Source organism: Brenneria rubrifaciens, assembly GCF_005484945.1.
GTDB classification, from domain to species: Bacteria; Pseudomonadota; Gammaproteobacteria; order Enterobacterales; family Enterobacteriaceae; genus Brenneria; species Brenneria rubrifaciens.
Map to the genome: position 1 here is coordinate 1,433,462 of NZ_CP034035.1, position 25,345 is coordinate 1,458,806.

The window sequence follows — 25,345 nt, forward strand, 5'->3', positions numbered from 1 at the left end:
ATGTTAAATCGAATAAAAGTTGTTACCAGTTTAATGCTGGTGTTAGTGCTTTTTGTTGCGCTGCAGCTTGTTTCAGGCGGCTTATTTTTTAATGCGCTGAAAAATGATCGGGATACCTTTAGCAAGGCACAGGTGATTGATAAACAAAAGGCTGAGCTGGACGCGACGTGGTCGTTTTTGTTGCAGACTCGTATTACGCTGAGCCGTGCTTCATCGCGTATGCTTCAGGCAAATGAAAATGGCACGTCCAACAGCGCCGCGATTGAACTTGTTAACCAGGCCAAGCCGCTGCTGGAAAACGCTGACAGCCGTTTCCAAAATTACGAAAAGATAGCCGAGTCGCTTAATCTGGAGCCGGTAGTCGTCAAATCGGTCAGGGAAAGCTATCAAGCCTATCGTACGGCACTGAATGAGCTGATCCAATTCCTATATACCAATGAGTTACAAAAATTTCTCGATCAGCCTACGCAGGGTTTTCAAGATAAGTTTGAAAGCGCTTACTATGATTACCGGGATGTTACCGACCGCCTCTACAAAATAGAATTAGAGCGAAACGATCGGTCTTATATTTCATCCCTATGGGCGTTGGGAACGGCGCTGGTACTGATGGTGTCGCTGGCGTTATTAGCATGGATAGGCAGCCAGCACATGCTGATTCGTCCGCTCAACAACATTATTGAGCATATTCGCCGTATCGCTACCGGCGATTTGACCCGGCGGACGGACATTCACCGTCAAAATGAAATTGGCGTGCTGGCGGACAGCCTGCGTCATATGCAAAACGAACTGGCCGCGACTGTGCATACCGTTCGACAGGGCGCGGATGCTATTTATGCCGGCGCAACAGAAATCAGCGCGGGTAACAACGACCTTTCTTCCCGTACCGAGCAGCAAGCATCGTCACTGGAAGAAACGGCGGCCAGCATGGAACAGCTGACGGCCACGGTTAAACAGAACGCCGAAAATGCCCGTCAGGCCAGTCAACTGGCCCTGAGCGCGTCGGAAATCGCGCAGAAAGGCGGCAAGGTGGTGGATAACGTTGTGACAACGATGCACAACATCTCTGGAAGTTCGCAGAAAATTGCCGATATTACCAATGTTATCGACAGCATTGCGTTCCAGACCAACATTCTGGCGCTGAATGCGGCGGTGGAGGCTGCGCGAGCGGGAGAGCAGGGGCGCGGGTTTGCTGTGGTCGCGGGCGAGGTGCGCAGTCTGGCGCAGCGCAGCGCTCAGGCGGCAAAAGAAATCAAGTCGCTGATCGATGATTCTGTCAGCCGCGTGGAAGACGGTTCCGTACTGGTGGAGAGTGCGGGTGAAACAATGGCGGAAATCGTCAGCGCGGTGTTGCGGGTGACCGATATTATGGCCGAGATCGCTTCAGCCTCTGACGAGCAGAGCAAGGGCATCGATCAGGTGGGACAGGCAGTGACTGAAATGGATCGCGTCACGCAACAGAATGCATCGTTGGTGGAAGAGTCCGCTGCGGCATCCGCCGCTCTGGAGGAGCAGGCGAATATTCTGAGTCAGGCGGTGGCCGTCTTCCGTTTGTCTGATGTGGGTGGCGCAACGGGGCGTGTTCCGGGAGGAACGGCGCAGGCAAAATCTTTGTCGCCGCTATTAACGAAGCCTGCGACCGTGAATACAAAGGCCAAAGCCGAACCGTCATCAGTCAATTGGGAAACGTTTTAAGTTACAAGGCGAATAGAGCACTCAGCACCTGTCTAAGAAGGGCGCCATAACATAACAACGGGCTTTGACATCGTAGCTATTCTCATTCGTTCGCTGTCGGACAAATGATAAGTTTTATTAACATATAACTCAGTTTTTAATGCTGTTGTTAAAAAACATAATGAAACTACAACTAAAAACCTGTGATAGCTATATAAAGGAAAGCCAGATTGGAAAAAGCCATAACAATATTCGATATTCGAGCGGTTTGATATGAAAAGTATACCATCGCAAAATCGCCCCGGATCTGCATCAATCCTGACGCAGATGGTTGATAGATTGCCGCTGTCGGATGTGCATTTCCGACGTATTAGTCAATTAATATACCAACGCGCCGGTATCGTGCTGGCCGATCACAAAAGGGAAATGGTGTATAACCGCTTGGTCAGGCGTTTGCGTTTGCTCGGAATAAATGACTTTGGCCAATATCTGGCACTATTGGAGTCTGATCCTAATAGCGCGGAGTGGCAGGCCTTTATTAATGCACTTACCACCAATTTGACCGCTTTTTTTCGGGAGGCCCACCATTTTCCCATTTTAGCTGAGCATGCCAGTAAACGGCCGAATGGCTACACCATTTGGAGTACGGCCGCTTCGACAGGTGAGGAACCTTATTCCCTGGCCATGACGCTTGCAGAGGTATTGGGCAATCGTGTCAGTGGATGCCAGGTGTGGGCCAGCGACATTGATACTCAGGTGTTGGAAAAAGCAACCGCGGGAATATATCGACAGGAGGAGTTACGTTCACTCTCTCCACAGCAGTTGCAGCGATTCTTTTTGCGAGGCACCGGGCCGCATAGCGGACTTGTACGGGTCCGCCCGGAGCTGGCGTCGATGGTGCATTTCCAGCAATTGAATCTGTTGGCGCCAGAATGGTCTATTCCTGGACCATTTGACGCGATTTTTTGTCGTAATGTTATGATTTATTTTGATAAAGAGACGCAGGAACGTATTCTACGCCGATTTGTTCCGCTGCTTAAACCGGGCGGTTTGTTATTTGCCGGACATTCAGAAAATTTCAGTCAGATCAGTCGGGAATTTTATTTGCGTGGACAAACTGTTTATGGTCTGGCTAAGGAAAGATAATGAGCAAAATTAAAGTATTATGTGTTGATGATTCTGCCCTTATGCGTCAGATCATGACTGAAATAATTAATAGCCATCCAGATATGGAGGTGGTTGCCACTGCTCCAGATCCCTTAGTTGCCCGTGACTTAATTAAAAAATTTAATCCACAGGTCTTAACGCTGGATGTCGAAATGCCGCGAATGGACGGGTTGGATTTTTTAGAGAAATTAATGCGTCTGCGTCCAATGCCGGTTGTTATGGTGTCTTCTTTGACGGGGAAGGGGTCTGAAATTACGTTGCGGGCTCTGGAACTCGGGGCCATTGATTTCGTCACGAAACCGCAGTTAGGTATTCGTGAAGGCATGTTGGCTTACAGTGAACTGATTGCAGAAAAGATACGCATGGCTGCAAAGGCCAGGTTGCCTCAGCGTAGTTCGACAACAGAGCCGACGAAGATCATTCAGCATATGCCGTTGCTGAGTAGTGAAAAATTGATCGCAATTGGCGCATCAACGGGGGGAACGGAAGCGATACGACATGTTCTGCAACCCTTGCCGCCGACAAGTCCGGCTTTATTGATTACTCAACATATGCCGCCGGGATTCACCAAGTCTTTTGCTGAGCGACTGAATAAATTATGTCAGATCACGGTGAAAGAGGCCGAAGATGGGGAGCGCGTATTGCCGGGCCATGCGTATATTGCGCCTGGCGCACGTCATCTTGAGTTGGCGCGTAGTGGTGCAAACTATCAGGTACGTTTGAATGATGGTCCCCCTGTCAACCGCCATCGTCCATCGGTTGATGTATTATTTCGTTCGGTTGCGCAGTTTGCCGGACGTAATGCTGTAGGAGTGATCCTTACAGGAATGGGAAACGACGGAGCGGCCGGTATGTTGGAGCTCCATCAAGCCGGCGCTTATACCCTGGCGCAAAACGAAGCAAGTTGCGTGGTGTTCGGTATGCCACGCGAGGCTATCGCGATGGGGGGCGTCGACGAAGTGGTGGATTTACACCAGGTTAGTCAGCGAATGCTGGTACAAATCTCTGCCGGACAGGCATTACGTATATAAGCAGCTCTCGGTGAGCAAATTAATATTTTAGGAGTAGGTATGGCCGATAAAGAACTCAGATTTTTAGTGGTGGATGATTTTTCGACAATGCGCCGTATTGTCCGCAACCTACTGAAGGAACTGGGCTTTAATAATGTAGAAGAGGCAGAAGATGGGGCTGATGCGCTGAATAAACTTCGTACTAGCGCTTTCGATTTCGTCATTTCTGACTGGAATATGCCCAATATGGATGGTTTGGAATTGTTGCAGACAATCCGTGCAGACGGCTCGCTCTCAAAGCTCCCTGTATTGATGGTAACCGCAGAAGCTAAGAAAGAGAACATTATCGCTGCTGCGCAGGCTGGCGCCAGTGGCTATGTAGTTAAACCATTTACTGCTGCTACCCTGGAAGAAAAGCTGAGCAAGATTTTCGAAAAACTGGGTATGTAAGGGGATCTTATGACGCCACATTCTCATCCAATGCCGTCTGTCAGTGATACTGCATCGGCAACTGAGATTATTTCTCGTATTGGGCAGTTAACCCGTATGCTGCGTGACAGTCTGCGTGAGCTAGGGTTGGATAATGCCATTGCAGAGGCCGCAGAGGCGATTCCTGATGCTCGTGATCGCCTTGATTACGTCGTTCAGATGACGGCTCAGGCGGCAGAAAGGGCGCTTAGTTGCGTTGAAGCCGCGCAACCGCGCCAGAACCAGTTGGAAACTGACGCTAAATCGTTGAAAGTCCGTTGGGATCAATGGTTTGAAAACCCGATCGAACTGGCTGACGCCCGTGAATTGGTGACGGATACGCGCAATTATCTTGAAGAGGTTCCGCAGCATACTTCGTTTACCAATGCGCAACTGCTGGAAATTATGATGGCTCAGGACTTCCAGGATCTTACTGGCCAGGTCATCAAGCGCATGATGGATGTTATACAGGAAATCGAGAAGCAGTTGCTGATGGTTCTGTTGGAAAACATCCCTGAAAAACCAGACGCGCCTAAACGTCAGAATGACGGTTTGTTAAATGGTCCGCAGGTGGATAAGAATGCCGCAGGCATTGTGTCGAATCAGGATCAGGTTGACGATCTTCTGGATAGCCTCGGCTTTTAGTGTCGTACTGCATGACCCAAGAAAGAAAAGATGGCTCGCTTTCTTGGTTTTATTTCATAAAATCTCTTTACCTCAACTATTTATGTCCACCTGTGTGGGCATAAATAGCGAGTTTCTCCTCTTTTCCTCGACGATGGACTATCCGTTAAAGAAGCGCAGGTTTCTCCCGTTGTTCCAGCCATAAAAATCTCCCGCATTTGTCATGCTAGGCAGCAAATTCCTATCCCAAGAGAAATAACAGGAACGATACGGTGGCTGAAGATAGCGATCTGGAAAAAACAGAATCCCCCACGCCCCATAAAGAGGAGAAGGCGCGTGAAGAAGGCCAGATACCCCGTTCCCGTGAATTAACGTCAATTCTAATGATGGTGGCGGGATTGGCCATCCTATGGATGGGCGGGGAGTCGATGGCTAATAAGCTGGGGGGCATGGTTAGCGAGGGGCTGTCTTTCAATCATGACACGATCGGTGACGATCGTCAGATGTTGCGCTATGTCGGGATATTATTGCAGCAGGCGGTTTCTGCGCTCATTCCCATCATGCTTGGATGTGTTCTGGTCGCGTTATCGGCGCCGATGTTATTGGGTGGGGCTTTATTCAGCACCAAGTCGTTAAAAGTTGATTTTAAGAAATTAGATCCGATTTCAGGATTAAAGAGACTGTTTTCGGCTCAATCGTTGGCTGAACTATTCAAGGCCATTTTAAAATCGGTGATGGTTGGAGTCATAACATCTTGGTTTTTGATCTATAACTGGCCAAAAATATTGCATCTGATCTCGGAACCTCCGATCGCGGCGCTGGGAAATGCATTAAATCTCATGGTAATTTGCGGTTTTTTGGTTATCGTCGGCCTCGTCCCGATGGTCGCTTTCGATGTGTTCTGGCAGATTTGGAGTCACATCAAAAAATTACGGATGACCAAGCAGGAGATCCGTGATGAGCATAAAGAAAGCGAAGGCGACCCGCATGTTAAAAGTCGGATTCGACAACAACAGCGAGCGATGGCGCAGCGTCGAATGATGGCGGACGTGCCAAAAGCCGATGTCATCGTGACTAACCCAACTCACTATTCTGTGGCGCTGCAATATAATGAGAAAAAAATGAATGCGCCGAAAGTGCTGGCAAAGGGCGCTGGCGAGATTGCGTTACGTATTCGTGAGTTAGGCGCGGAACACCGCATTCCTATTTTGGAAGCTCCACCGTTGGCTCGTGCACTATATCGCCATTCTGAGGTTGGACATCACATTCCGGCGGCCTTGTATGCTGCGGTTGCAGAGGTCTTGGCTTGGGTTTATCAGCTGAAACGTTGGAAGCGTGAAGGTGGATTGATTCCGAGAAAACCTAAACATCTACCGGTGCCGGATGCACTGGATTTTGCTAAAGAGAATATAACTGATGGCTAATTTGGCCTCTTTGCTTCGTCTACCGACTAATTTCAAAAGCTCCCAGTGGCAAATATTGGCCGGACCTGTATTGATCCTGCTGATTTTGTCCATGATGGTGTTGCCGTTACCGCCGTTTATCCTGGACTTGCTGTTTACATTTAATATCGCGTTATCAATCATGGTATTGCTGGTTGCCATGTTTACGCAGCGCACGCTGGAATTTGCCGCGTTCCCGACCATTCTTCTGTTTTCGACCTTGTTGCGTCTGTCTCTTAACGTCGCTTCCACACGTATCATCTTGTTGGAAGGTCATACAGGAAGTGCGGCGGCAGGAAAGGTCGTTGAAGCATTTGGCCATTTCCTGGTCGGCGGTAATTTTGCTATCGGCATTGTGGTCTTCATTATTCTCGTGTTGATTAACTTTATGGTTATCACCAAAGGCGCGGGGCGTATTGCAGAAGTGGGCGCGCGCTTCGTATTGGATGGTATGCCAGGTAAGCAGATGGCCATTGACGCCGATCTTAACGCTGGGTTGATTGGTGAGGAAGAGGCTAAAAAACGACGCTCTGAGGTAACCCAGGAAGCCGATTTTTATGGCTCCATGGACGGGGCCAGTAAGTTTGTGCGCGGCGATGCCATAGCCGGTTTAATGATTATGGTGATTAATATCGTCGGCGGCTTACTGGTCGGCGTCATTCAACATGGTATGCCGGTTGGACAAGCGGCTGAAAGTTATACATTGTTGACTATCGGTGATGGCTTGGTGGCGCAGATCCCCGCACTGGTTATTTCGACTGCGGCGGGCGTCATTGTCACGCGCGTGAGTACCGATCAGGATGTTGGGCAGCAGATGGTGACACAGCTGTTTAATAATCCGCGCGTGATGATGTTGAGTGCTGCGGTTTTGGGGCTGATTGGTTTAGTACCCGGCATGCCTAACTTTGTCTTTCTACTTTTTACCGCATCATTACTGGGCATGGCCTGGTGGATGCGCGGCGTACAGCAGAAAGCGCCGGCCGACGCTTCAACTCCGCTCATGCCGGAAAAACAACAGGTCGTTGAAGCTAGCTGGGCAGATGTTCAACTGGAAGATCCCTTAGGCATGGAAGTAGGATATCGGCTTATCCCTATGGTTGACTTTCAGCAGGACGGAGAGTTGTTAGGCCGTATCCGCAGTATCAGGAAGAAATTTGCTCAGGAAATGGGGTATTTACCTCCGGTGGTTCATATTCGCGATAACCTTGAACTTCAGCCGGCCAGCTACCGTATTTTGATGAAAGGGGTGGAGATTGGCAGCGGTGAAGCGAATCCGGGGCGTTGGATGGCGATCAATCCGGGGAATGCGGTAGGAAGCCTTCCCGGAGATGTGACTCAGGACCCGGCATTTGGCCTGCCTGCGGTCTGGATAGAGAACGCGTTGAAAGAACAAGCCCAAACCCAGGGATATACCGTCGTAGAGGCCAGTACCGTAGTTGCAACCCATCTCAACCACTTAATTAGCGTGCATGCCAGCGAATTGTTCGGAAGGCAGGAAGCCCAGCAATTGATGGATCGGGTTGCACAGGAAATGCCTAAATTGGCAGAAGATTTTATTCCGGGCGTCGTAACGCTGACGACGTTGCATAAAGTTCTACAGAATCTCCTGAGCGAACGCGTTTCTATACGCGACATGCGAACTATCATGGAAACATTGGCTGAGCATGCGCCGGTACAGCCTGATCCTTATGAACTGACTACGGTTGTGCGGGTTGCATTAGGCCGTGCTATCACCCAACAGTGGTTTCCGGGTGAAACTGAGTTAAAGGTTATTGGATTAGAAGGATCGCTGGAACGTCTTCTATTACAAGCCCTTCAAGGTGGAGGGGGATTGGAGCCAGGACTTGCCGATCGTTTGCTGACTCAGGCTAAACAGGCGCTGCAACGGCAGGAAATGCTGGGCGCGCCTCCGGTTCTGCTCGTCAACCACGCCTTGCGTGCTTTGCTTGCTCGTTTCCTTCATCGCAGTTTACCGAATATAGCGGTGCTTTCTAACCTGGAAATCAGTGATAGTCGGCAGATCCGTATGACGTCAATTATAGGAGAAGCACAGTGAAGCTTACTCAGATACTTGGCGCACTCTTCATTATGCCTGCCGTGGCTATCGCCACGCCGGGTGCCTGGAACGCGAGTGAACGAGGGGTGGTGCTGGAGCATCGAGGCGTCGCCGCCGCCTCTCCCGCATTCTTACCTTCTCCCACTTTGCAAGTGGGCAGCGAGAGTACCATTACGGTAATTTATTGGGGGTATGAAGCGTTGTCGCCTCCGCCTGTAGGACTGGTTGTGAAGCTTTGCACCCCCCAGCGGTGCGTAAATCTGGATGGGGGGAGCGGGCGGACGCGAAGCTTCGGTGGGCTTCCCGCCAATAGTGAGTTTCGATTCATATATTACATTGAGGGAAGCGGCAAGCTTCACCGGGCGCTCAATGTGCTGAGCAACAATATATCGGTCAACTATAAATAATCAGGCTTTTCAGAAGGGTCACAAGCCGCGAGACAACGTGGGGAAAGAACGTCTCCGCTGGAAGCCGAAACCTCATATGCTGATTTTTCGACTAGAAATACCTGCGCCTTTAGCTTGTCCATCTGGACCATATAATGATTGCCCGTGACGCGGCTTCAATATTTGGAGGATTTTATCAGTATGGGAGACGTGCTGGCTTAACAGTAAACCATTGTGTTGATTTTTATCGCGTAGATTTTTTGTCAGCAGCAGTATCTTTTGCCAACGCATCGCCAGTTCGTCTATTGGGTCATAAGGCGCCTGTAGATTCTTTATCAACTCTTCTTCATGTCGGCGCTGTTCCAGATAGTGTATCGTTGCCAATAGCGAGCTTTTCTTTTCCGTGGCTTGCTGAAGGGCGCTGCTATTAATTTTGCCGGCACAAAGCTGGGTTTGCTCATCAGACATGACATTCTGGAGCTCATTCAGGTTGTGCAGCAACTGATCCAATATCGTCTGTAATTTTTCCATTGTGATTAATTACTCGCTAAAAAGTCCTGAGTATCTTTGATTAATGCGTCAGCGATTTTTTCGACATCGACTTGCAGTGAACCATCACGAATAGCCTGTTTCAGCGTTTCAACCCGGTTCATATCGATATCGTTTGTACCAGGTTGCATCAGCTTGGCCTGTGCATCGCTGAGCTTAACCTGCGTAGCGCTGACTTCAGGCTGCGCCTCAGTTCGTTTGCGTTGTGGTTTGGATATCTCACCGGGTTCGCGCTGCTGAACCTGACCAACAGGTTTAAGCGGCTGGGTACGATCAATACTCATAATAAATCCCTCTAATTTTGAGGACGAAATAGGTTAATTATCAAACTGATGCATCATGGATATTTGCTACAGTTTTGTTGGCAGAAATATCGCCGATAACAATCTTGTCTATATCATCGGCAAACGTCAAAAATTCTTTAGTAAATTACGGTAAGATAAGAATAATCCCATCCTCACTGGCAACGCCGCTTATGATCTGGCCTGATGCCGTTCTGACCCTAACCGACTGCCCGGCTGCCGCATTATTCATGGCTTTTCCTTCACTGTTGACCGTAAAGCCTGCTCCTTCGGCATGCACCTGAACGTTTTGACCGGCCTTTACTACCCATGATCTTCGCAGCATGGATGCGGTTATCGGCTGCCCGGGTGTCAGATCGCGCAAAGCAACCGCGCCTTCAGCCTCTTTCAGCGTGAGTAAGGTACGCGGAGGCAGTTGGTCGAGCCGGCCTTTATTCAGGCGGAGGTCCTTGCCTTCCAGTTTTGAACCGCGGTTGACGATGCGGCTACTGACCACATAGTTTCCTGTTACCTGAACCTCGGTCTGGATGAACCTGCGTTCCCGATCGCAACGCACCGAAACGCTGATATTACCCCAGGTGCGCGTATTGCCCGGTATAGATATCTGCGGCCTTTCGCACTGTGGCCACTGTGATTCCGGTGACTTGACAACGACTTTAACGGTATGAGGACTTCCTTGATAGCGAGCAGAAAAAAATTGATTTATCTGCGCCGGAAGATCGCCCGCCAGTGCATAACCGTTCAGTAATGCAGACCAGCAGACCAGTAGCAACAGAATGCGGCGTTGTATCTTCATAGGCGATCTCCAGATAACCATAAATCCGTGCGCTAGTGTAATGGCTTCAGCTTGAGCTTAAGGCAACAAATAGCGCCGCATTTTGTGTCTATTCATTCGATGACATCGTCATAATGAGAATTATCCTATCTGCTCTAAATTCTAACTTGCGGAGGGAGCATGCTCGATAAATTAAGCGCCTCGTTGCGGTTTCAGCAGGAAGCGTTGAATTTGCGTGCCCAGCGGCAGGAAATTTTGGCCGCGAATATTGCTAATGCGGATACCCCTGGTTACCGGGCGCGGGATATCGATTTCGCCAGTCAGCTCAATAAGGTGATGGAGCAAGGCCGGGCAGATGGCACGGGTATTGCGCTGAAAACAACGGCTGCTCGACACATCCCTGCACAAAGCATGCAGCCGCCGGCGCTTGACCTGTTATACCGTGTTCCCGACCAGCCGGCGCTGGACGGGAACACGGTCGATATGGATCGTGAGCGCACTAATTTTGCCGATAACAGCCTGAAATATCAATCCAGTTTGACCGTCCTGAGCGGTCAGATCAAAGGCATGATGACGGTATTACAGTCTGGTTCATGATAGTAACGTGATGAAAGGTAAAGTTTTATGTCGTTATTAAATATATTCGAGATTTCGGGTTCCGCTCTGTCTGCGCAATCTCAGCGCTTGAACGTGAGCGCCAGTAACCTGGCGAATGCCGACAGCGTCACCGGCCCGGATGGAGAACCTTATCGCGCCAAACAGGTGGTGTTTGAGGTCAATGCGGCGCCAGGCCAGTCTACCGGCGGGGTGCGCGTTTCCAGTGTCATCGATGATCCGTCGCCAGCGCGTTTGGTTTATGAGCCAGGCAATCCTTTAGCTGACGCTCAAGGGTACGTGCGTATGCCGAATGTCGATCCGGTGTCGGAAATGGTTAACACAATTTCTGCATCACGTAGCTATCAGGCAAATGTGGAAGTATTGAATACGACGAAAGCGATGATGTTGAAAACGCTGACGATGGGACAGTAATCGGGGGTTGGCATGTCAATTACCATTAATGATACAAGTTCGGCAGCTCAGGCGAGCAGCAGTACTACCGCGACGACCACGACCACAGAAGGTACGGGAAGCGTCGATCTACAAAATCAATTTCTGACTTTGCTGGTTGCTCAGTTGCAGAATCAGGACCCAACCAACCCGATGGATAATAACCAGCTATTAACCCAGTTGGCGCAAATTAATACCGTCAGCGGTATTGAGAAACTGAACACTACATTGGGGGCGATTTCCGGACAGATCAATGAAACTCAGTCAATGCAGGCAACGACGCTGATTGATCGCGGCGTGATGGTGCCTGGAAATGAAGTGTTGGTCGGAAGTGAAACCGCCACTCCCTTCGGATTGGAACTGGAACAAGCCGCAGACACGGTTACGGCGACGATCAGCGACAGCACCGGCAAAGTCGTTCAGACCATGGAACTGGGCGCGTTGTCCGCGGGTGTCCACTCGTTTAACTGGGACGCCAAAATGTCGGATGGCACGGTTGCGCCGGACGGTTCCTACACCGTGTCCATCGCCGCCAGCTCCAACAGCGCGCAGCAGGTCGTTCAGTCACTGAATTATGCGGTGGTGAACAGCGTGACCACCAGTGATGCCGGGGCAGTGTTGGATCTTGGATTGCGCGGTAAAGCCACGCTGGAAGATGTACGGCAGATTTTATAATCGTCATCCAAATTTCACCATGCCGGCGCGGTTGAGTGACTGGCGTGTTGCATAATCAATTTATCTGGAGAAAGTAACATGGGGTTTTCTCAAGCGGTCAGTGGATTAAACGCTGCATCTAATAACCTGGATGTTATCGGTAATAACATTGCCAACTCAGCAACGGTTGGGTTTAAGTCTGGAACCGTATCCTTTGCTGATATGTTCGCGGGTTCCAAAGTCGGTATGGGCACCCAGGTGGCCGCCGTAATGCAGGATTTCAGTAACGGTACGGTTACCAGCAGTTCGCGCGATCTGGATATCGCCATCAGCGGCGGCGGTTTTTTCCGCGTTCAGGATACCAACGGTTCTGTCTATTACAGTCGTAACGGCCAGTTCACGCTTGATGGTTCCCGTAATATCGTCAATATGCAGGGTATGCAACTGACGGGCTATCCGGCTACCGGCACGCCGCCGACCATCCAGCAGGGGGCTGACCCTGTCGCGCTGAGCATCCCAGAAGATGCTATGGCGGCACAGGCGACCACGGTGGCTTCCATTACCGCCAACCTGAACTCTTCGGATGAGGTAAAAACCTGGGATGAAGCTGACCCGGCGGAAACCTCAAACTACAAAGGGTCTATCACCACCTATGACAGCCTGGGCAACGCCCATGATTTCGCGCTTTATTTTGTTAAGACAAATAATAATCAGTGGAGCGCGTACGCTAAGGACACCAGCGATAGCACTTCTGATTTCCAAAAGATTGATCTTGTGTTTTCCAGTAATGGCGCATTGACAACCCCTGGGCCCTTTACGCTTGAAATGAACTCGCTGAATGGTTCTGCGGCCAGTACCTTTACTCTGGATTTTACCGGCAGCGTGCAACAAAACAGCGACAGCAGCACCAAATCCCCGACTCAGAACGGCTATGCGCCCGGTGAATTGACCGGCTATAGCATCAATGATGACGGCACCGTCGTCGGCACCTACTCCAACCAGAAGCAACAGGTGCTGGGGCAGATTGTATTAGCCAGCTTCGCTAACCCTGAAGGCATGTCGCCTGAGGGCGATAATGTCTGGTCCGCGACCGATAACTCAGGACAGGCGGTAGTGAATCTGGCCGGTACAGGCAACCTGGGTAAGCTGATTGGTCAGGCGACGGAAAGTTCCAACGTCGACATGAGTAAAGAGCTGGTCAATATGATTGTGGCCCAGCGCAACTATCAGGCTAACTCGCAGACCATCAAAACGCAGGACGCCATTCTGCAAACGCTGGTCAGCCTGCGTTAATTATCTTAACGGGGATATTGCATGGATCATGCTATTTATACCGCGATGGGCGCGGCAAGTCAGACGCTGGAGCAGCAGGCCGTTACCGCCAGCAACCTGGCGAATGCTTCGACGCCGGGATTTCGTGCTCAGTTAACCGCGTTACGAGCCGTGCCGGTAAATGGGCAGTCGCTGTCTACCCGCACGTTGGTCGTGGCCTCGACGCCTGGCGCGGATATGACGCAGGGTGTTATGGATTACACCGGACGTGCGATGGATGTTGCCTTATCGAAAGATGGCTGGCTGGCTGTCCAGGCGGCAGATGGCAGTGAGGCTTATACCCGTAACGGTAATCTTGAGATCAACGCAGACGGTCAGTTGATGATCCAGGGGCGTTTGGTGCAAGGGGATGGCGGGCCTATTGATATTCCGCCCCAAGCTCAGGTCACGATTGCGGCGGACGGGACGATTTCCGCGCTGAACGCGGGGGACCCACCCAATACCATCGCGCAGTTAGGCCGTTTGAAACTGGTGCAGGCAACTGGTCAGGAGGTGACGCGATCCGATGATGGCTTATTCCGCCTGACTGCCGCGGCGCAACAACAGCGCGGCAATGTATTGCCTAACGATCCTACCGTGCGCGTGATGCCGGGCGTGTTGGAAGGCAGCAATGTGAATCCGGTTGACACCATGGTGGATATGATCGCCAACGCCCGACGTTTTGAAATGCAGATGAAAGTGATCAGTAGCGTCGATGAGAATGCCCAACGTGCTAATCAGATATTAGCAATGAGTTAAGCGCGAATGCGCGTACAGGAGTGACGAGATGATCCGTTCTTTGTGGATTGCCAAAACCGGTTTGAATGCCCAGCAAACCAATATGGATGTTATTTCCAATAACCTGGCGAACGTCAGTACCAATGGTTTTAAGCGTCAGCGTGCGGTGTTTGAGGATTTGATGTACCAGACTGTTCGTCAGCCCGGCGCTCAGTCATCAGAACAGACCATGTTGCCTTCAGGGTTACAACTGGGGACGGGGGTTCGCCCGGTATCAACTGAACGCATTCATACTCAGGGGACCTTCTCTGAAACGGGAAACTCCAAAGATGTTGCGATCAAGGGTCAGGGTTTTTTCCAGGTTCAATTACCAGATGGCACAACCGCCTATACCCGTGACGGAGCCTTTCAGTTGGATGGCAACGGACAGTTGGTCACCTCCAGTGGTTTTTTGGTGCAGCCTGCGATAACGATTCCCGCCAACGCGACTGAAATGACCATCGGCCGTGACGGTATTGTCAGTGTCACACAGCAGGGGCAGACAGCGACGACTCAGGTGGGTCAATTAACGCTGACGACCTTCATCAATGACAGCGGGCTGGAAAGCATCGGTGAGAATTTATATCTGGAAACGGCAAGTTCCGGGGCGCCGAATGAAAGCAACCCCGGTCTGAACGGCGCGGGTTTGCTGTACCAGAAGTATGTGGAAACCTCGAACGTTAATGTCGCCGAAGAGCTGGTTTCAATGATTCAGACTCAACGCGCCTATGAAATTAACAGCAAAGCGATCTCTTCATCCGACCAGATGCTGCAAAAATTGACTCAGCTGTAATCAATCATGATTAAGGAAAACGGCAGGGCATATTAAACGTAACTTAGGTATGGTGCTGTCGTTGCTCCTGAATATACTGAAATATCTTCAATTTAAGGCGATATCCGTAGTGATGATGAATGCAAAGTCGGTTGTTACCCACCCACTCCGCCGACCTCGTCTGTTGGTATTGATCGCGATGTTAACAATCAACGGCTGCGCCTATATTCCACATGATAAAGTTGTGACAGGTTCGACAACGGCGCAACCGGCTTCGCCGTCGCTGGCTGGTCCGAATGGCTCTATTTTTCAGACTGCTCAGCCTATGAACTACGGTTATCAACCTATGTTCGAGGATCGCCGTCCGCGTAACGTGGGGGATACCTTGACGATAGTGCTACAGGAAAATGTGAGCGCCAGCAAAAGCTCTTCAGCGAATGCCAGCCGCGATGGTTCATCAACGTTTGGTTTCGGTAGCACACCTCGTTATCTGAATGGGTTATTCGGTAATGACCGGGCAACGCTTGATGCGACGGGCACCAACGAATTTACCGGTCAGGGCGGCGCTAATGCGAATAATACCTTCAGCGGTACGATCACCGTGACGGTTAGTCAGGTACTGGCGAACGGCAATTTGCACGTTGTTGGAGAAAAACAGATCGCCATTAATCAGGGGACGGAGTTTATCCGCTTCTCTGGCGTCGTGAATCCGAGAACGATCAGTGGAAGCAACTCGGTTCCTTCAACCCAGGTTGCTGATGCCCGCATTGAATATGTCGGTAACGGCTATATCAACGAGGCGCAAAACATGGGCTGGTTACAACGGTTCTTCCTTAATCTTTCTCCGTTCTAAGTTAAAGAGGCGTACGATGCGGATTACTTCATTTTTCACCGTACTGTTTGCTCTGTTGGCATTAACGTGTACTACGGCGTTTGCCGAACGGATTCGCGATCTGGTGAGCGTCCAGGGCGTGCGCGATAACGCATTGATTGGTTATGGACTGGTTGTCGGGCTTGATGGGTCAGGCGATCAGACGATGCAGACCCCTTTTACCACTCAAAGCCTGAATAACATGCTTTCCCAATTGGGTATCACCGTTCCCACCGGCACCAATATGCAGCTCAAAAATGTTGCCGCGGTGATGGTGACGGCGAAACTTCCTCCGTTTGCCCGCGCCGGGCAAAATATTGACGTTGTGGTCTCTTCTATGGGGAATGCCAAGAGCTTGCGCGGCGGTACGCTGCTCATGACGCCATTGAAAGGCGTCGATAATCAGGTGTACGCGCTGGCTCAGGGGAACGTTTTGGTTGGCGGTGCCGGGGCTGCCGCCGGCGGCAGCAGCGTTCAGGTTAACCAGCTTGCCGGCGGGCGCATCAGTAACGGTGCGATTATAGAACGTGAGCTGCCGAGCACGTTCGGCAGTTCGAATACAATCATGCTGCAACTGAACGAAGATGATTTTACCATGGCGCAGCGTATCAGCGATGCGATCAACCGTTCAGGTCGTAGCGGCAGTGCCACGCCATTAGATTCACGCACCGTTCAGGTGCTGGTCCCGCATGGCAACAGCTCGCAGGTTCGCTTCCTGGCGGATATTCAAAATATTGAAATTAATGTCGGCATGCAGGATGCCAAAGTGATTATCAATTCCCGTACCGGGTCGGTCGTCATGAATCGTGATGTCACCCTGGATAGCTGTGCGGTGGCGCAGGGCAATCTGTCAGTGACGATTAACCAGCAGGCTAACGTTAACCAGCCTGATACGCCTTTTGGGGGTGGACAAACCGTCGTTACGCCACAGACCGAGATTGCGGTTCAGCAAAGCGGCGGGGCGCTTCAGCGCGTTAACGGCAGTGCGAATCTGAACAACGTGGTGCGTACGCTGAACGCCTTAGGGGCCACGCCCATGGAGTTGATGTCTATCCTACAGGCAATGCAAAGCGCGGGCTGCCTGCGCGCCAAGTTGGAAATTATCTGATGAACGATGTCCAGATGCAGAGCAGTGCCGCTTATGACGCTAACTCGTTGAACGCACTGAAAAGGGAAGTGTCAGGCAAGCCTCAGAGTAAAGAGGGAATTCGGGCGGTAGCTCAACAGATGGAAGGCATATTTGTCCAGATGATGATGAAAAGCATGCGTGCTGCTTTACCGCAGGATGGCATGTTAAGCAATGAGCAAACGCGTCTGTACACATCAATGTATGACCAGCAACTCGCTCAGGAAGTGTCCGGAAAAGGGCTAGGGCTGGCGGATGTCATGGTTAGGCAATTGTCTGGCGGGAGAGTGGCGTCAGCCGAACCTAAAGCGCCAGTTCCATTGATGTTTGACCGTGTCGTGGTGCAAAACATGCCGGCGGCGGCAGTGGAGCAAATTGTCCGCCGCGCCGTGCCGAAGTTACCCGCCGAAGGTTCTGCTTTACCGTTATCCAGTGACAATTTCGTTGCCCGTCTTTCAATCCCCGCGCAGATGGCAAGTCAGCAAAGCGGTATTCCGCATCATCTCATCATTGCGCAGGCTGCGCTGGAGTCGGGTTGGGGAAAGCGTGAAATTCCCACCGAAGACGGTCGCCCAAGTCACAACCTTTTCGGCATCAAAGCTGGCAGCAGTTGGGATGGTCCGGTGACCGAGATAACCACGACAGAATACGAACAGGGCGTGGCGAAAAAGGTTAAGGCAAGCTTCCGGGTTTACGGCTCCTATGATGAGGCTATCAGCGATTATGTGAAACTGCTGACGAAAAATCCCCGCTATTCCAATGTGGCGAATGCCGGCACCGCTGAGCAAGCCGCTCACGCCTTGCAGAGCGCGGGTTATGCCACCGATCCCCAGTACGCTAAAAAATTGGTCAGCATGATACAGCAGATGAAAGTCTCAAGTGAGAATGCAGTAAAAGCCTATACCCGTGATTTAAGCCAGTTATTTTGATTTTTCTTTCAAGGTTTACGGTTTCTGGTCGATAACTTATCCAGGCTAAGCAAGTACTTTTCTTTCTTGCGGCAAACTGATTAATAAGCGCATGGCATTTGTCTAAAGCCTGTGTACAAGGAACTTCCACATGTCCAATTTGATTAATACTGCGATGAGCGGCCTTAATGGCGCGCAGGTGGCACTGAGTACAGTTGGTAACAACATCAGCAATCAGGCTGTGGCGGGGTACAGCCGGCAGAATGCGCTGCTTTCACAGGCGGTGAGCACCAGCACTTCAGCGGGTTATATTGGTAATGGCGTAAATGTTGTCGGCATTAATCGCGAATATAATGAATTCATTTCGACGCAATTACGTGCTGCACAAACGAAGAGCAGTTCAGTAACCACAAGTTACGAACAACTGAGCAAGATTGATAATCTCCTGGCGGATAACGCCACAAGTCTGTCCTCAACCTTGCAGGATTTCTTCACTAACTTACAAAGCTTGTCCAGTAATGCAGATGATTCATCTACACGGCAGACGGTGCTGGGAAAAGCGGAAGGCCTGGTTAATCAGTTTCAGGTAACGGATAAATATCTGAAGGACACCGCAGAGGGATTGAATACGCAAATCCAGAGCACGGTTCAGCAGATCAATACCTATTCCAGTCAGATCGCCGAGCTTAATGATCAGATTACCCGTCTGACGGGGGCGAATCAGGGCGCGTTACCGAACGATCTTCTCGATCAGCGCGATCAGTTGGTTAATGAATTGAACAAGCTGGTTGGCGTTGATGTCACCGTTCAGGATGGGAATGTTTATAACGTCTCGCTGAAGAACGGCCTCAATCTGGTGCAGGGAACCCGTACCAACGAACTGACCGCATCTGGCTCCAGCAGCGATCCTTCCCGTATTACCGTGGGGTACATGGACAAGATCGCCGGTGCCACGGAAGTCAAGGAAAGCTCAATTACTGGCGGCTCTCTGAGCGCATTGCTCTCTTTCCGCACCGATACGCTGGACGATGTCAGCAACCAACTGGGCCAGATGGCTTTAGCCTTTGCCGATGCATTTAATACTCAGCATAAAGAAGGGTTCGATCTTAACGGAGAGAAAGGAGAAGATTTCTTCACGGTTGGTTCCCCTTCGGTGCTGAAAGGGTCTAAGAACAAGGGCAGTGCGGAGCTGACGGCCAGTTACACAGCGACGAGTGAAGTTAAGGCTTCAAATTATACACTCAAATATGATGGGACCGATTGGCAGGTTACTCGCTTATCTGACAACGCAAAATTCACCGCGACGGTTGATTCATCCGATTCGAGCCTGAATTTTGATGGCCTGAAGCTGACCGTCTCGGGAACGCCGTCAGCGAACGATACCTTTACGCTGAAGCCAGTCGCGGACGTTATCACGGGGATGGGCGTTGCGATTACTGATTCCAGTAAGATCGCCGCAGCTTCCGCCAAGCTTGATGAAAACGGCGATCCGCAGCTAGACAGTAACGGGAACCCTGTGTCCGGCGGCGTGAGTGACAATACCAACGCTCAGGCGCTGCTTAATTTGCAGAGTAAAAAGGTCGTTGAAGGTAAATCCACCATTACTGATGCCTATGCCAGCCTAATAAGCAACGTAGGTAATCAGACCAAAACGATGGAAATAAACAGTACGTCGCAAGGAAACGTGGTTACTCAGCTTACAGAAGAACAACAGTCGGTATCCGGGGTAAATCTGGATGAAGAATATGGCGAATTGATGCGTTACCAGCAGTATTACCAGGCAAATGCCTCCGTCATTCAAACTGCGTCGGTCATATTTGATGCCCTGTTATCAATTCGTGGTTAATCCCACCGTTTAGAAAGAGGAATTTATGCCATGCGTCTGAGTACTAGCATGATTTATCAGCAGAATATGCAAGGTATTTTAAACGGGCAATCAAACTGGCAAAAAACTGGAGAGCAACTTTCTTCAGGAAAACGCGTTGTTAACCCGTCGGATGATCCGATCGCCGCCACGCAAGTCGTCATATTGGGTCAGGCGCAGTCTGAAAATAGCCAATACACACTGGCGCGTACTTTTGCCAAGCAAAGTATGTCACTGGAAGAGTCGATACTGTCCAAAGTAGCTGACTCCGTTATATCGGCCAGTACCCAGGTTATCAGCGGCGGCGGCGTCAAGAGTGACGACGATCGTCAGTCGGTAGCGACAGAATTGCGCGGCATAAAAGCGCAACTGTTGAATATGGCCAATAGTACCGATGGTAATGGCAACTATATCTTTGCAGGCTATGACACAAGTGAAGCGCCATTCGTCGAGGGCACGGAGGGTGTGGAATATGTCGGCGGAAATCAGCCGATTAAACAACGGGTCGATTCCTCTCGGACAATGACGGTAAGTCACACGGGTACAGTAGTATTTAATGGCAATACAGGGGATGCCCAAAAAGAGCCGGATGGCAGTATTCAGTCAGATTTATTCGAGTCGCTGGATATTGCGATAAAAGCGCTTGAGACACCGCTGTCTGGCGCCGATGAGGCGACTAAGGCTGATGTTACTGCGGCAATGGATAGAGCAAGCCGCGGTTTGACGAATTCCTTGAACAACGTTTCTTCTGTTCGGGCTGAACTGGGCGTACAGCTCAATGAAATTGATAATCTGGATTCAATTGGCGCGGATCGCGAAGTGGCGAATTCACAAGCGCTGAGCCAATTACAGGATACGGATTGGTATGAAGCTATTTCGACGTATTCTATGCAGCAGGCTTCACTGGACGCGGCGTATACCACGTTTCAGAATATGCAAAGCATGTCCCTGTTCCAACTCAATAAATAGCAACTAATGACAATGCCTGGTTTTTCCAAATCAGGCTATAGGTTTGAATACGCTTAAACCGGGCGTATTCTTTTGGCGTGTCACCTGTTTTCATTATGTTAATAAGGTGACATGCCGTTTTTTATCTGCTCATTTATTTCCCGTTCTATCTATACCTGTCATTAATAGCAGCACGACTGTTTTCTATCAGAGCTTTTAGCCCTACACGTTTAAAAATAATAAATAACGCCGCCGCTGTGCTTGTCTTGTAAATATGGCTTTCAGGCCCCAGGCAATTGGGTCACGATATCCGCCAGTAGATCAAAAAACTCGCCGAATAAGCGCTCGGCAAAGGGGGCAAGTAAAGGAATTAAAAAGCCGACAGTCATAATACCGATGCTCAAGGTCACCGGGAAACCAACGACAAAAATGGATAGCTGAGGGGCGACGCGATTCAGTAGTCCTAATGACAGGTTAATGATCAACAATATTGTGATGATAGGTAAAGCCAGCATGAGACCGTTGAGGAAAATTAATCCACCGGCGCGAGCAAGTGCCAGAAATGCATGACTATTAATCGGATTGCTGCTGACAGGTAAAGTATAAAAGCTATCGGCCACCAGGGATATCAGCCAGAGATGCCCATCAAAACTGAGAAACAGCAATATTGCCAGAATGTTGAGAAACCGCGACAATACCTGCATGTTGGGGCCGCCGGTAGGATCAAAAAAAGTGGCAAACGCCAGCCCCATTTGTAGCCCGATAAACTCCCCCGCCATACGGATGGCTGCAAAAGCCAACTGCATCGAGAAGCCTAATGCAACACCAATCAAGATCTGTTGAATCAAAATCCAGATACCGGCAGCGGAAAAAATAGGCGTCGCGTTTAGCGGCAAATAGGGCGCGATAAGCAGGGTGACAAGCAGGGCCAATCCTATTTTTACCCGGTTACCGATCGCACGTTCGCTAAAGACCGGTGCTGTGCTGATCAGGGCAAGAATTCTGACAAAAGGCCAGAAAAACTGATTGACCCAGTTAACGATTTCGGCACTGTTGAACGTCAGCATCGTTAACCAATGATATGCGGCAGTTGACCAAACAGCGTGCGCATATAATCCAGCATGAGGTTTAACATCCAGGGGCCGGCAATAACCAGGGTAAAAAACACCGTCAAAATTTTAGGAATGAATGACAGCGTCATTTCGTTTACCTGGGTCGCGGCCTGTAACAAGCTGATAATTAATCCACTTAACAGAGCGGCCAGTAACGGAGGCGCAGCCAGCGCCAATGCAATCTTCATTGCTTCGTAGCCAAGCGCCATGACGGATTCAGGCGTCATATCGGTGTTCCTCTGTGAAGCTCAATGAATACGGCTGAAAAATAAACTAAAATAGCGTTCAAATACTCAACCGGTCGTGGCTAGCTGTAAAAACTTTGCGCCAGCGAACCGAGTAGTAATTGCCAGCCATCAACCAAGACAAATAGCATGAGTTTGAATGGTAACGATATGGTGGCAGGAGGAACCATCATCATCCCTAATGCCATCAAAACGCTGGCAACAACCAGATCAATGATCAGAAATGGAATAAAAACGGTAAAGCCGATTTGAAAGGCGGTTTTCAATTCACTGGTCACAAAAGCGGGTAACAGGACACGCATTGGAACAGCCTCCGGGCCTTGTATTTCGGGTATTTCGGCGAGCCGGGTAAATAACGCCAGGTCAGTTTCCCGCGTCTGCCGCAGCATAAATTCACGTAATGGTTCCGCCCCGCGCTCAATGGCCACTTCCATACTGATTTGGTCTTGACTGAATGGCAGATAGGCTTCTTCATACACGCGGTTTAATACCGGTGACATGACAAAAAAGGTCAGGAAAAGCGTTAATCCCAGCAGTACCTGATTTGGCGGCGCGGTGGGTGTGCCAAGCGCATTACGTAATAAACTGAGCACGATGATGATACGGGTAAAGCTGGTCATCATCAGTAAAGCGGCCGGGATAAACGTAAGGGCAGTCAGAAAAACCAGTGTCTGAACCGGTAATGTCCAACTTTGTCCGCCGTTTGCCAGCGGCTGGGTCACGATCCCGGGTAACTGCGCCGATACAGACGGGGCCAGTAACAATAAGCAGGCAGCAAAGAGATAACGCAGGGAGCGAAAGCATGTAGAGCTAAGCAATAGGTTAGACAAGAGACTCATTCCGATTTTTCCGGACGCTTTAAGACTTTTTTTAACAGTTGATTAAAGTTGGCTGATTTGATTTCAGCGGTCGATGAACTGTCGCTAGTCGGCTGTGCAGGAAGCGTATGGAGAGCGGTAACTTGCTGTGCCGTTACGCCCAGAACAAGCCAGGTGTTATCAACTTCTACAATAACCACACGCTCACGTTGCCCCACGGGACAACTGGAGACAACGTTCAACAGCTTATTTTGTTTTGCCTGGGGTGCGAAACCGAGTTTTCGTACCAGCCAGGCAATAAACAGAATAAATAACAAAATACCGCCCAGCACGCTGCTTACCTGGGTCAATAGCATGCTGCCGGTAAGCGGCGGGTCAGTCACCACGGTTGACGCCTGACCCGTTGCCGGCGTAGAGGAAGAGGCGGTAGTCGTTGGCATCAGCGGCCCAGACGACGCATGCGTTCGGATGGAGTAATGATATCGGTAATACGCACGCCATATTTATCGGCAACCACAACCACCTCACCCTGAGCGATAAGATAACCATTAATCAAAATGTCCAGCGGCTCTCCGGCAAGCCCGTCCAATGCAACGACGGAGCCTTGTGACAGACGCAACAATTCTTTGATTGTCATCTTGGTGCGGCCCAGTTCAACGGTCAGTTTCACAGGAATATCAAGGATTAAATCAATATCTTGTAACGAACCTGTAGCGTCCGCGCCATCCAGATTTTTAAAGACGCCCTCGGTTGTGGCGGCGCTTTTTTCCGCAGTCTGTTGCTCGTTAAACGCATCAGCCCACAGATCGTCCACTGATTCCTTGTCGTCGGACGGTTTCTTGGTGTCACTCATTGGGCTGTTCCTCATTATCCAGAGAATTCAAAATAGGGTTAATCAAGTGTTCAACACGCAAAGCATATTGCCCATTAAGTGTCCCGTACTGGCTGGTCAGGACCGGTACGCCGTCAACATGAGCAATCAATCTTTCAGGTTTATCAATGGGTAAAACATCACCGGGCTGTAATTTCAGTACCTTGGATAACCGTAAGGGAATATCGACAAAGTTTGCCACCAGCTCAAGTTCTGAATGCTGAACTTGTTTGGCCAGGGTTTCACGCCAATTTTGATCTTCGTGCCGGGAGTTCTCCAGGGGCGGATTAGCCAGCAACTCGCGTAATGGCTCAATCATGGAGAAGGGGATACAAATATTAAACTCACCGGTAAGCGAGCCGATTTCAACATGAAACGGCGTGCTTACCACGATATCATTGGGAGATGTCGTGATATTGGTGAATTTAACCTGCATTTCTGAACGAACATATTCAACCTCCAGCTTATAAATCGCATTCCAGGCGTCGCTATATGCCTCTAATGCCAATTTCAGCATCCGTTTGACGACACGCTGCTCGGTATGCGTAAACTCCCGCCCCTCGACTTTGGTCGGAAATCTGCCATCGCCGCCGAAAAGGTTATCCACGGCGATAAACACCAGACTTGGAGAAAAAACAAACAACGCGGTTCCGCGCAGCGGTTTCAAATGAACCAGGTTCAGGTTGGTCGGTACCGGAAGGTTTCGTGCAAACTCATGATAAGGCAGGATTTTAATTGCGCCCACCGTAATGTCGGGGCTACGGCGGAGAAGGTTGAACAGCCCCATACGAAACTGACGGCCAAAACGCTCGTTGATAATTTCAAGCGCATGCAAACGTTCACGAATAACACGGCGTTGCGTATTCGGATCATAGGGTTTGACGTCACCGTCGGTTTTTGTTGACGCATTGGCGTCGGCGGCGTTATCACCGCTGTCGCCATTCAAGAGTGCGTCAATTTCCGCTTGTGAAAGAATGCTATCGCCCATAATGGTTACCGCAGTATGAAGGCAGTGAACAGAACATCATTTACGACCTGATTAGGTTGGCCTGGAACCAATGGCGGGTTTAGCACTTGTTTGATTTGCTCCACCAACTGTTGTTTTCCCTGCTCATTGGCCAGCGCAATGGCGTCCTGACGAGAAAGCAGCAGCAGCAAACGGCTGCGCACCTCAGGCAAATAGTTGGTAAGACGTGTACGTGTCTCATCATCCGGTAAACGCAGTGTGAAACCAACATAGAGCACGCGATCGGGGTCATTATCCGCGTTAATCAAGTTGACAGTAAACGTGTCCAGTGGCATGAAAACAGGTTCTGGCGGCGGAGGTGCTTCCTGTTCCGCAGTGGCGGCGTTTTTTTGATGCAGCATCCACCAGGCGACACCCGCGCCGCCAACGGCGGTGAGGGTGATAATAATCAGTAGTATTAGCCAAACGGAGCGCTTTCGTCCTGAACGGACTTGCATATCAGACATAGCCAAAGATAATTCCTGTCACTTAATTAATATTTATTGCGGGTTAATACCAACAATAAACAATGCGTAATTTTAATGATTATCCCGTCTATTCCCAC

Annotated in this window: 29 protein-coding genes; 19 read left to right on the forward strand and 10 right to left on the reverse strand. The window is 50.2% G+C overall.

Annotated features, from left to right (window positions below):
• The 8 genes from EH207_RS06710 (at position 1) to EH207_RS06745 (ending at position 8,845) form a co-directional block, all read left to right on the forward strand.
• Entirely contained in the window at positions 1-1,692 is a 1,692-nt protein-coding gene (locus EH207_RS06710; protein ID WP_137713275.1) for a methyl-accepting chemotaxis protein, read from the forward strand.
• A 252-nt stretch (positions 1,693-1,944) separates the two neighbouring features.
• The gene (gene cheR, locus EH207_RS06715) at positions 1,945-2,817 is read left to right on the forward strand and encodes a protein-glutamate O-methyltransferase CheR (protein ID WP_137713276.1); all 873 of its coding nucleotides are present in this window, start codon (positions 1,945-1,947) and stop codon (positions 2,815-2,817) included.
• A complete protein-coding gene (locus tag EH207_RS06720) occupies positions 2,817-3,869 on the forward strand; it encodes a protein-glutamate methylesterase/protein-glutamine glutaminase (RefSeq protein ID WP_137713277.1) in 1,053 nt (350 codons plus the stop codon). The genes cheR and EH207_RS06720 overlap by 1 nt, the downstream gene beginning before the upstream one ends.
• Before the next feature lie 39 nt (positions 3,870-3,908).
• Entirely contained in the window at positions 3,909-4,298 is a 390-nt protein-coding gene (cheY, locus tag EH207_RS06725; protein ID WP_137713278.1) for a chemotaxis response regulator CheY, read from the forward strand.
• A 9-nt stretch (positions 4,299-4,307) separates the two neighbouring features.
• Positions 4,308-4,961, forward strand: coding sequence for a protein phosphatase CheZ (cheZ, locus tag EH207_RS06730; RefSeq protein WP_137713279.1), 654 nt, complete (start codon positions 4,308-4,310; stop codon positions 4,959-4,961).
• Between the two features lie 251 nt (positions 4,962-5,212).
• Entirely contained in the window at positions 5,213-6,364 is a 1,152-nt protein-coding gene (gene flhB / locus EH207_RS06735; RefSeq protein ID WP_137713280.1) for a flagellar biosynthesis protein FlhB, read from the forward strand.
• Positions 6,357-8,438: a flagellar biosynthesis protein FlhA gene (flhA, locus tag EH207_RS06740; RefSeq protein WP_137713281.1), complete on the forward strand. Its 2,082-nt coding sequence runs from the start codon at positions 6,357-6,359 to the stop codon at positions 8,436-8,438. The genes flhB and flhA overlap by 8 nt, the downstream gene beginning before the upstream one ends.
• Positions 8,435-8,845, forward strand: coding sequence for a flagellar protein FlhE (locus EH207_RS06745; RefSeq protein WP_246048945.1), 411 nt, complete (start codon positions 8,435-8,437; stop codon positions 8,843-8,845). Before flhA ends, EH207_RS06745 begins: the two co-directional genes overlap by 4 nt.
• 72 nt (positions 8,846-8,917) lie before the next feature.
• Here the strand turns inward: EH207_RS06745 and flgN are convergent, their stop codons facing one another.
• From flgN to flgA, 3 genes are all read right to left on the reverse strand, one after another.
• Positions 8,918-9,355, reverse strand: a complete 438-nt coding sequence (gene flgN / locus EH207_RS06750; protein ID WP_137713282.1) for a flagellar export chaperone FlgN — start codon at positions 9,353-9,355, stop codon at positions 8,918-8,920.
• Positions 9,356-9,360: 5 nt separating this feature from the next.
• On the reverse strand, positions 9,361-9,657 hold the full coding sequence (gene flgM / locus EH207_RS06755; RefSeq protein WP_137713283.1) for a flagellar biosynthesis anti-sigma factor FlgM: 297 nt from the start codon (positions 9,655-9,657) through the stop codon (positions 9,361-9,363).
• 145 nt (positions 9,658-9,802) lie between these two features.
• Positions 9,803-10,471: a flagellar basal body P-ring formation chaperone FlgA gene (flgA, locus tag EH207_RS06760; protein WP_137713284.1), complete on the reverse strand. Its 669-nt coding sequence runs from the start codon at positions 10,469-10,471 to the stop codon at positions 9,803-9,805.
• Between the two features lie 159 nt (positions 10,472-10,630).
• Here flgA and flgB point away from each other — a divergent pair, with 159 nt between their 5' ends.
• From flgB to flgL, 11 genes are all read left to right on the forward strand, one after another.
• Positions 10,631-11,047 (forward strand): flagellar basal body rod protein FlgB, encoded by a 417-nt coding sequence (gene flgB / locus EH207_RS06765; RefSeq protein ID WP_137713285.1) that lies wholly within the window; start codon positions 10,631-10,633, stop codon positions 11,045-11,047.
• Between the two features lie 27 nt (positions 11,048-11,074).
• A complete protein-coding gene (gene flgC / locus EH207_RS06770) occupies positions 11,075-11,479 on the forward strand; it encodes a flagellar basal body rod protein FlgC (protein WP_137713286.1) in 405 nt (134 codons plus the stop codon).
• 12 nt (positions 11,480-11,491) lie between these two features.
• Complete coding sequence (gene flgD, locus EH207_RS06775) at positions 11,492-12,172, forward strand: flagellar hook assembly protein FlgD (RefSeq protein ID WP_137713287.1); 681 nt, start codon at positions 11,492-11,494, stop codon at positions 12,170-12,172.
• A gap of 78 nt (positions 12,173-12,250) precedes the next feature.
• Positions 12,251-13,444: a flagellar hook protein FlgE gene (flgE, locus tag EH207_RS06780; protein WP_137713288.1), complete on the forward strand. Its 1,194-nt coding sequence runs from the start codon at positions 12,251-12,253 to the stop codon at positions 13,442-13,444.
• Positions 13,445-13,465: 21 nt separating this feature from the next.
• The gene (locus EH207_RS06785) at positions 13,466-14,221 is read left to right on the forward strand and encodes a flagellar basal body rod protein FlgF (RefSeq protein ID WP_137713289.1); all 756 of its coding nucleotides are present in this window, start codon (positions 13,466-13,468) and stop codon (positions 14,219-14,221) included.
• Positions 14,222-14,249: 28 nt separating this feature from the next.
• Positions 14,250-15,032 carry a flagellar basal-body rod protein FlgG gene (gene flgG, locus EH207_RS06790; RefSeq protein ID WP_137713290.1) on the forward strand — a complete coding sequence of 261 codons (783 nt, stop codon included), beginning with the start codon at positions 14,250-14,252 and terminating at the stop codon, positions 15,030-15,032.
• Positions 15,033-15,147: 115 nt separating this feature from the next.
• Entirely contained in the window at positions 15,148-15,864 is a 717-nt protein-coding gene (gene flgH, locus EH207_RS06795; RefSeq protein WP_175413724.1) for a flagellar basal body L-ring protein FlgH, read from the forward strand.
• Positions 15,865-15,880: 16 nt separating this feature from the next.
• Positions 15,881-16,990 carry a flagellar basal body P-ring protein FlgI gene (locus EH207_RS06800; RefSeq protein WP_137713292.1) on the forward strand — a complete coding sequence of 370 codons (1,110 nt, stop codon included), beginning with the start codon at positions 15,881-15,883 and terminating at the stop codon, positions 16,988-16,990.
• On the forward strand, positions 16,990-17,937 hold the full coding sequence (flgJ, locus tag EH207_RS06805) for a flagellar assembly peptidoglycan hydrolase FlgJ (RefSeq protein WP_137713293.1): 948 nt from the start codon (positions 16,990-16,992) through the stop codon (positions 17,935-17,937). Before EH207_RS06800 ends, flgJ begins: the two co-directional genes overlap by 1 nt.
• 130 nt (positions 17,938-18,067) lie before the next feature.
• Positions 18,068-19,762 (forward strand): flagellar hook-associated protein FlgK, encoded by a 1,695-nt coding sequence (gene flgK, locus EH207_RS06810; protein WP_137713294.1) that lies wholly within the window; start codon positions 18,068-18,070, stop codon positions 19,760-19,762.
• A 30-nt stretch (positions 19,763-19,792) separates the two neighbouring features.
• On the forward strand, positions 19,793-20,749 hold the full coding sequence (gene flgL / locus EH207_RS06815; protein ID WP_137713295.1) for a flagellar hook-associated protein FlgL: 957 nt from the start codon (positions 19,793-19,795) through the stop codon (positions 20,747-20,749).
• A 260-nt stretch (positions 20,750-21,009) separates the two neighbouring features.
• Here the strand turns inward: flgL and fliR are convergent, their stop codons facing one another.
• From fliR to fliL, 7 genes are all read right to left on the reverse strand, one after another.
• The gene (gene fliR, locus EH207_RS06820) at positions 21,010-21,795 is read right to left on the reverse strand and encodes a flagellar biosynthetic protein FliR (RefSeq protein WP_137713296.1); all 786 of its coding nucleotides are present in this window, start codon (positions 21,793-21,795) and stop codon (positions 21,010-21,012) included.
• Positions 21,796-21,797: 2 nt separating this feature from the next.
• Positions 21,798-22,067, reverse strand: coding sequence for a flagellar biosynthesis protein FliQ (fliQ, locus tag EH207_RS06825; protein WP_137713297.1), 270 nt, complete (start codon positions 22,065-22,067; stop codon positions 21,798-21,800).
• An 80-nt stretch (positions 22,068-22,147) separates the two neighbouring features.
• Positions 22,148-22,924: a flagellar type III secretion system pore protein FliP gene (gene fliP / locus EH207_RS06830; RefSeq protein WP_246048946.1), complete on the reverse strand. Its 777-nt coding sequence runs from the start codon at positions 22,922-22,924 to the stop codon at positions 22,148-22,150.
• On the reverse strand, positions 22,921-23,343 hold the full coding sequence (fliO, locus tag EH207_RS06835) for a flagellar biosynthetic protein FliO (RefSeq protein ID WP_246048947.1): 423 nt from the start codon (positions 23,341-23,343) through the stop codon (positions 22,921-22,923). The genes fliP and fliO overlap by 4 nt, the downstream gene beginning before the upstream one ends.
• Positions 23,343-23,756, reverse strand: coding sequence for a flagellar motor switch protein FliN (gene fliN / locus EH207_RS06840; protein ID WP_137713298.1), 414 nt, complete (start codon positions 23,754-23,756; stop codon positions 23,343-23,345). The genes fliO and fliN overlap by 1 nt, the downstream gene beginning before the upstream one ends.
• Complete coding sequence (fliM, locus tag EH207_RS06845) at positions 23,749-24,762, reverse strand: flagellar motor switch protein FliM (protein ID WP_137713299.1); 1,014 nt, start codon at positions 24,760-24,762, stop codon at positions 23,749-23,751. The genes fliN and fliM overlap by 8 nt, the downstream gene beginning before the upstream one ends.
• Positions 24,763-24,767: 5 nt before the next feature.
• Complete coding sequence (gene fliL, locus EH207_RS06850) at positions 24,768-25,247, reverse strand: flagellar basal body-associated protein FliL (protein ID WP_137713300.1); 480 nt, start codon at positions 25,245-25,247, stop codon at positions 24,768-24,770.
• Positions 25,248-25,345 lie beyond the last annotated feature (98 nt).